The sequence below is a fragment of the Paenibacillus tabacirhizosphaerae genome, assembly GCF_040812395.1.
GTDB lineage: Bacteria > Bacillota > Bacilli > Paenibacillales > NBRC-103111 > Paenibacillus_E.
This window is the reverse complement of sequence record NZ_JBFNXH010000039.1, coordinates 1-8,830: the sequence shown is the minus strand read 5'-3', so window position 1 is coordinate 8,830 and position 8,830 is coordinate 1. Positions and strand designations below refer to the sequence as shown.

The following is an 8,830-nucleotide window of genomic DNA, read 5'->3' as shown; positions in this document are numbered from 1 at the left end:
GAGGAGAACTCATCGCAGTAGCGTTGAATTCATCAAAGATCTGCGCTTTCTCATCCTCTGTGATGACTTCCAGTTCACTCACACCTATTTCTGGATTCGCGACAACCTGTTTCAATAGACCGACTAAATGACTTTGAATCCGTTGGATACTAGCCTTGTCGAACACCATTTCGTTGTACCCGACATAAATTTTCATCGCATCCCCGGGAAGAATGACCAGGTTAAAATCATAGTTTGTTTGTTCGACCGTCTCGACACCCGTCATTTTGAAACCAGTATCGTCCTCGCTTCCAAGCTGTTCGATTTGCTCTTCAACCGGATAGTTTTCGAAGATCACAATATGGTTGACAAGCTCGTGCTTCTGTTCAGTCGATGCCTGAATGTCGTAAAGCGGGAACGTATCGTAAGCATGAGAAGCTATGGCTTGCTCCTGGGTCCGCTTCATAACATCTGCGAATGTCTCTTTCGCCTCGCAGCGAATACGAACCGGGATGGTATTGATGAACAGGCCGACGATTTGTTCCACGCCCGGAATTTCTTCCGGACGACCCGATACAACGCTGCCGAATACAACATCTTCATTGCCGTTGTAACGCTGCAGCAAAATTCCCCAAATGGATTGCACCAGCGTGTTAGCCGTCACCTGGAGGCGCTTCGCCATCCCATGAATTTGACCGGTTAATTCAGCACCCAAATCAACATCGAGACGCTGCGAAACATAACCTGTACCTTTATTCGGCTGTTTACCGCTTGGCAGCAAGCTTTGCTGTTCATAGCCAGCTAAATATCCGCTCCAGTAGGAGGAGGCTTCCCCGTTGTCCTGCAGCTCCAGCCACTCGATATATTGACTGTAAGGCAATACTTCTGGAAGCTCTGGCTCCTTACGCGCCAGAATCGCAAAGTAAATGTCGAACACTTCTTTGGCAACGAGCGAGAGGCACCATCCATCCATCACAATATGGTGGAAGCTCCAAACAATGCGATACACATCCGCATCAGTGCGCAATATGGATACACGAAGCAGAGTGTCTTGTGCGAGGTCAAAGCCTTGTTTCTTATCCTCACCAGTGAAACGAACGATGTAGGCTTCACGATCCTCTGCACTCATTTCACACAAATCCGCGTAAATGAGCTTGCCTGGTCTGTTGCGGAATACTACTTGAACCGGGTCTTCCTTCCATCCCGTATAAAAGCTGGTGCGCAGAGCCTCATGCCGATTGACCAGCATGTCAAAACTTTGTGCGAACGCTTCAACATCGAATTTGCCTTCCAGGTCAAACGACGATTGCTCGAAGTAAGCGCCTGAATCCGAATCCATGAGACTATGGAACAGAATGCCCTTCTGCATCGGCGTGAGCGCATAGATGTTCTCCAGATCCCCGATAGCTGCCGTTTGTTCCACGAACTGCTCCAGCTCTTCTTGGCTAAGTCCCTTGAGCGATACGTCGCTAACCGTGAGTTCGGGCTGCTTCTTGCTTAAACAGTGAGCGATAACGTCCTGCAGGCTCATCTGAAGACAACTAGCCAATCGTTCAATCGTTTCCTTGCGGTATTCTTTACCGCTGTAACGGATTGTAAACTGCAGTTCTCCTTGTGAAATCATTCCGTTCAGATCAAGCGCATAACGAAGTTCCGCGTTGGCGCTTGTGGATTCCCCTCCTGAATGTGGGGATAACCGGATGTCATGCTCCTGTAAATCCTGATCGATCTGACCCAAATAGTTAAAGCTGATTTCCGGCTCAGCCGTGAAACGGCTCTTCCCTTCATGAACCGGATCTTCAGCCAAGTATCTGAGAATACCGTAGCCAATCCCCTTATACGGCATGCAGTGCAGCTGCTCCTTCGTCTGCTTAATTCGCTGGGACAGTGACCGATCAGGTGACGTCTTGAGCACAACCGGATATATACTGGTGAACCATCCTACGGTGCGTGTAACGTCAATATCCGCCATGATCGCTTCACGTCCATGACCTTCCAGACTTACTATGGCCTGTTCGATTCCGCTCCAACCATGGATCGCCATGCCAAGCGCGGTAAGCAGCAAGTCATTGACTTCCGTGTTGTAAGCACGGTTCGCTTGTTTCAGCAGTTGCTCGGTCTCCTGCTTCGTCCATGCTATCGCTACGACTTCACTGTCTCTAAGAAGTGATTTATTATGGGCAAAATCTTTCGGCAGCGGACGGCAATCTGCTTGCTCAATTTGCTCCCAATACGACTGTTGCTGCTGAAGCTGCTGGCTGGCCGCATAAATCGGCAGCTGCTCGGCCCAGGCCTTGAACGAATCCGTTTTGTATGGGAAACGAATGGTCTCTCCCTTGAGGGCTTGCTCATAAGCAGTGGCAATATCTTCGAATAATATCCGCCATGACACTGCATCTACCGCCAAATGATGGACGGCGATCAATAGGTGGTCGCCATCTGCGCATCGGAACAGCCCCAGCTTCAGAAGCGTCCCTTCGTTCAAATCAATAGAGCTTTGAATCTCGGTCGACTTGGCATCGATGATCGATGCGGCATCCGACTCGCCCTGCAGATCGATGATGACAAGATCAAACAACTCTCCCTCGTTCACTCCCCGGTACCGAGCCTCAATTCCGCTGCCCGTGTCGTGGAACAACATCCGCAGTGCATCATGATGCTCGGCGACTTTCCGCATCGTCTTGCGGAGCGACGCTTCATCGAATCCTTCCGGACGATGCAGCATCACTGCCTGGTTAAAGTGATGCGGGTCGGCCTGCTGTCGCTCGAAGAACCAGCGCTGAACCGGCGTTAGTTGTACAGTGCCCGTCACTTCCCCCTGATCTGCAATGCGTGTGTTTGCCCGAACATGCGGACTTAGAGACGCCACAGTCGGGTATTTGAACAAGTCCTTCATTTCCAATTTATAGCCTGCTTGCAGCAATCTGGAGGAAACCTGAATCGATTTGATCGAATCTCCGCCCAGATCGAAGAAATTATCGAAAATCCCAATTGTCCGAACGCCCAGCACAGCTTGCCAAATCGCAACCAACGTTCGCTCCAAATTCGTTCGCGGTGCCGCGTACTCTGCGCCGCTTCTGACACTTCCATGCGGAGCTGGCAGGGCCTTGCGGTCGATCTTGCCGTTCGGACTCAGAGGCATCTGCTCTAACTGCATGAGGTACGTCGGTACCATATAGCTCGGCAGCGTTTCGGACAAGCGGCTGCGAAGCTCGCCTGCAGTCAATTCGGCAGCAGCGACGTAATAAGCGCACAGCTGCTTCTGTCCGAGCTCGTCTTCCCTGGCGACGACGACCACTTCAAGCACGGCTTCCACGTTCAATAGCTGCGATTCCACCTCGCCCAGCTCGATCCTGTAGCCGCGTATCTTGACCTGGTGGTCGATTCGACCCAGGTATTCGATGTTGCCGTCCGGCAGCCAGCGCGCCAGATCGCCCGTCCGGTACATCCGCTGCCCGTCCGCAAACGGATCGTCCGTAAACTTCTCCGCCGTCAGCTCGGGACGGTTCAGGTAGCCTCTCGCCACGCCGACACCGGCGATGCACAGCTCTCCGGCTACGCCAATTGGCTGCAGCTGCTGCGTTCCTTCCTTCACGATGTACAATCGCGTATTGTGAATCGGTTTGCCGATCGGAATGACCGGATACGCGGCATCCGGCTCGCAATCGAAGTACGAGACGTCAACGGTTGCTTCCGTTGGCCCGTACAGATTGATCAACCGTGCTCGGTTGATCCAGGCCACCGCCTGCTGGAAGCGCGCCACATGCTGCGGCGGCAATGCTTCACCGCTGGCGAATACTTGACGCAACGATCCCAGCTGCTCAGCCAGTTTGCGGGTCGGCTGCTGCTCGGCAAAATCCAGGAAGGCGTGCAGCATCGCTGGAACAAAGTGCATCGTGGTTACACCACTGCGTTCGATGGTTGCCAAGATCTGTTCGGGGCTCTTCTCCCCGCCGACGGCCAGCATGCATACACTGGAGCCGACCATCGCCCACCAGAACAGCTCCCACACCGACACGTCGAATGTGAACGCCGTTTTTTGCAAAATAACGTCTGCCTCGCCTATCGGATAACGCTCGTGCATCCACAAGATCCGGTTGATGACCGAATGGTGCTCGATCATCACGCCCTTCGGCTTGCCGGTCGATCCCGACGTATAGATGACATACGCGACATCGCGTGGTCCGGCCAGCGGCTCCAGATTCGAGCCGTCTTCAGCGTACAGCCCTGCATCGTTCAGATCGATGACTTTGCTGTTCAGTTCAGCAGGCACACGATCCCCGAGATGTTGCTGCGTAAGCAGGAGTTTGGCTCCAGAATCCTCCAGGATGAAGCTTATGCGCTCTGCCGGATACTCCGGATCGATTGGCACATAGGCGCCCCCGGCTTTGAGAATGGCATAGATGCCGACGATCATCTCCAGAGAACGCTCGACCATGATGCCAACCTTATCGTCTGGCAGGACACCCTCAGCGCGAAGTGTTCGCGCCATGCGGTTTGCTTGCTCATTCAGCTCGCTGTAAGTTAGCTGTTCGTCTTCGAACTGCACCGCGACACGATCCGGTGTGCGTTCTACCTGTTCCTCGAACAAACCATAGATCGTCTTCTCGCGCGGATAGTCCATTGCCGTGTCGTTGAATGTCAGAAGAATTTGCTCTTTCTCCTGTGCCGTCACTACTTCAAGCTCATGAACGCCAATAGTCGGGTTGGCCGTAATTTGTTCCAGAACATGCACGAAATGAGCTTGCATCCGTTTCATGCTTACAAGGTCGTAGGCGTTCGCGTTATATTCAAAATCAATGCGAATCTGTTCCCCCGGCAACACAATCAAGTTAAAATCATAGTTCGTTTGTTCGGACAAGACAGCATTCGCAATCTCGAAGCTATCTTGGCTATCCTCGCTGCCGCTGCCCAACTGTTCCACCTGCTGTTCCACAGGGAAGTTCTCGAAGATCATGAGGTGGTTGATCAGTTCTTGTTTTTGGGCACTCAATCCCTGAATCTCAAACAGCGGATACGTATCGTAGCCATGCGACATCAGCGCTTGCTCCTGATTTCTTCTCATCGCTTGTACGAAGTTTTCGCCCGCTTGGCATTGTACACGGACTGGAATCGTATTGATGAACAGACCAATAATGTTTTCTACACCCGGAATTTCCGCTGGTCGGCCTGACACAACGCTTCCGAAGACAACGTCGGAGCTGTTGTTGTAATTTTGCAGAACAATACCCCATGCCGTCTGCATCAACGTGTTAATCGTCACTTGATGCTGCTTGGCTGTCAGATTAAGTCCTGCGGTCAATTCCTTGCTTAACATGCCAATCAATTTCTCAGCGGCATATTCCCCTTGCTTATCTTGTATAACTTTCGGCAATAAGGTCTGCTGCTCGTAACCAGTCAAATAGGTTGCCCAGTACGTGGCGGCTTCTTCGCCGTTCTGCTTGTCGAGCCATTCAATATATTGACTGTACGGTGTTACCGGAGCCAGCTCCGGCTGCTGCTGTTTGAGGAAATCAAAGTAACTTCCGAATACTTCGCCTGTCATTAGCGACAAGCACCAGCCGTCCATCAGGATATGATGGAAGCTCCAGATAAAGCGATACGATTGATCGCCGGTTTGCAGCACAGATACGCGCATCAGCGCATCCTGACCAAGAGCAAATCCCTGCGTCTTGTCTTTTTTTGTAAAGTCTGCCACATAAGCAGCTTGCTCCGCTTTACCCATCCCGCGAAGGTCTTCATAGGCGAAACCGGATTTCCGCTCCTTGAACACGACTTGTAACGGTTGGTCGCCAAGTCCAACATAGAAATTCGTCCGAAGAATATGATGTCTTTGTACAAGGAAGTCTAGGCTCTGTTTGAACGCTTCGATATGGAACGTTCCTTCCAGGTCAAACGTCGCTTGCTCAAAGTAGGCGCCGGATTGCGGCTCCAGCAGGCTATGAAACAGCATGCCCTTCTGCAGCGGCGTGAGCGCATATACGTTTTCCATCTCGCCGATGGAGCGGGTTAGACCCACAACTTGCTCCAGTTGCTCCAGTGTCATTCCCTTCAGTTTCACATCGCTTGGCGTCAACTCTGTCCGTTCTTTCGCCACGCAATGGGCAATAACTTCCTGCAGGCTTGCCTTCAACAGCGCACCTAGCCGGTCCATCGTTTCTTTGTCGTACGTTTTACCGTTGTAGCGAATTGTAAACTCAAGCACGCCGCCAGAAATCATACCGCTGACATCGAGCTGGTATTTCATTGTTGTCAGGTCACTCACGACAGCGCCGATGGAATATGGCGAAAACTGCATACCGCTGTGCGCCAGATCCTGGTCGAACTGTCCCAAATAGTTAAAGCTGATCTCGGGCTCGGTGCCAAATTCGACCTTGTCCTGCTCCAGAGACGCGTATTTCAGGATGCCGTAGCCAATCCCTTTGTTAGGAATGTGACGTAAAGTTTCCTTCGTTGTTTTGATCAGCTGCGGCAGCGAATGATCTTTGCCGATTTCCAGTACAACAGGGAATTGGCTTGTAAACCAGCCGACGGTGCGGGTAATGTCGATATCGGTTAAAATTTGTTCCCGTCCGTGGCCTTCCAGATTCACAGGCACCCGCTCGATACCGGTCAAGGCATGAATCGCCATCCCCAGCGCCGTAAGCAGAAGATCGTTCACTTCTGTGTTATAGGCACGATGCGCTTGCTTGAGCAGTTGATCGGTTTCCTCATCGGTCCAAAGAATGCTGACGACCTCGCTGTCACGAACTGTCAACACGTTGTCATGTTCATGATCTTTGGGCAGCACTGCGTATCCGGATGCCGCGACCTGCTGCCAGTATGCGCGTTCAGCTGCCATTTCCGGACTATCGGCATATGCCGTCAGCTGTTTGGCCCATGTCTGGAAAGAATCGGTTTTCTGCGGGAGACGGATGTCCTGTCCGTTTACGACTTGCTCGTAGCCCTCAGCAATATCTTCAAACAGAATGCGCCAGGAGACCCCATCCACCGCCAAATGATGAATGCAGATCAGCAGATGGTCTCCGTCTACACAGCGGAACAGTCCAAGCTTCATTAATGGTCCGTGGCTTAGATTCATGCCGCTTTGAATTTCGCTTGCTTTTTCTTCAACAGCCTGGGCACAGTCCGTTTCTTGCGTGAAGTCAACCACATTCAGCGTGTACAACTCACCTTCATGCGACCTGCGGTTCCAGGCTTCAACGCCGTCCTCGCTATTGCGGAAAACGAGCCGAAGTGCATCATGGTGCAGGGCGATCTTCTTCATGACTTGGCGAAGCGCCTGCTCCTCAAAGCCCTGTTCGCGGTAAAGCATGACCGCTTGGTTAAAATGATGCGGTTCATCTTGATCCTGTTCGAAGAACCAGCGAAGGATCGGCGTAAGCTTCACCTCTCCTGCAACGTCCCCTTGGAAAGCGGAGCTGCTGGCTGACTGCAGACGGAGACTGAGTTCCGCAACGGTCGGGTGCTGGAATAAATCTTTCATCTGCAGCTTGTAACCGGCCTGCAGCAAGCGGGATGAAACTTGAATCGATTTGATCGAGTCTCCGCCCAGATCGAAGAAGTTGTCCTTGATCCCCACCTGCTTGATGCCCAGCACGGACTGCCATACAGAAACCAACGCATGCTCAGCAGGTGTGCGGGGCTCTGCATAGTCAACTCCTGTCTGCATATCTCTTTCTGGAGCAGGCAGCGCTTTCCGATCGACTTTACCGTTAACGGTAAGCGGAAGCTCATCCAACTGCACGAAATAGGCGGGAACCATGTATCCCGGCAGCTCCTGCGACAATACGCTGCGCAGATCGCTTATGGTTAGCTCCCGATCCGGTACGAAGTATGCGCAAAGGTGCTTTTGACCTTGCTCGTCTTCCCGTGCAATGACGGTTGCCGCAAGCACACCTTCGACATTCAAGAGTTGAGCTTCTACTTCGCCAAGCTCAATCCTGTAACCGCGAATTTTCACCTGGTCATCGATCCGTCCCATAAACTCGATGTTGCCGTCCGGCAGCCATCTCGCGAGGTCGCCCGTCCGGTACATCCGCTCTCCTTGCGCAAACGGGTTGTCTATGAACTTCTCTGCGGTTACATCGGGCCGGTTCAGATAGCCTCTGGCCACGCCGTCCCCGGCGATCCACAACTCTCCTGAAACCCCGATCGGATTCAGCGTACCGCCCGATCCAACGATATACGCTGCCGTATTACTAATCGGGCGTCCAATCGGCAAGCTTACTGCGTTCTCTGCCAACTCATCTACTGGATAATACGTGGCAAATACCGTTGTTTCCGTCGGTCCGTACACGTGAATCAATTTACCTGCTCCCAAGAACCCGAGCGCTTTCCGCACATGGGAGACGGATGCCCGTTCCCCGCCGAACAGCACTTTGCGGAGCGAACGCAGTGCCTCTATATTCACATCAACAAGCACGTTGAACAAGGCGGTTGTGATGAACATAACCGAAATCCGTTCCTGTTCGATAAGCTGAGACAGCTTCTCCATCTCCAGGAAGTTGTCTTTGGACACAAGCACAAGCTTGGCTCCGTTTAGCAGCGCACCATAGAGGTCAAAGGTCGAGCCGTCAAACGCGTAGCTTGAAAGCTGCAGGACGATATCCTGCTCGCCGATCTCGATGTAGTTCGTGTCTTTAACTACGCGAACGATGTTGCGATGAGTGGTCAAGTTGCCTTTCGGTTTGCCCGTCGTGCCGGAGGTATAAATAACGTAGGCCAAGTGCTCAGCGCTAGCGACAGACTCCAGGTTCGAGCCGTCTTCGGCGTATGATCCGGCATTGTCGAGCAGCACACACTTGCCGTCGTATGCCGCACGCTCCTGCAACCGCCCCTGCAGCAGCAG

1 protein-coding gene is annotated in these 8,830 nt (G+C 52.5%); it reads right to left on the bottom strand.

Annotated features, from left to right (window positions below; translation table 11 throughout):
- On the bottom strand, window positions 1-8,830 hold an 8,830-nt coding region (locus ABRS97_RS27675), incomplete at both ends, for an amino acid adenylation domain-containing protein (RefSeq protein ID WP_367819407.1).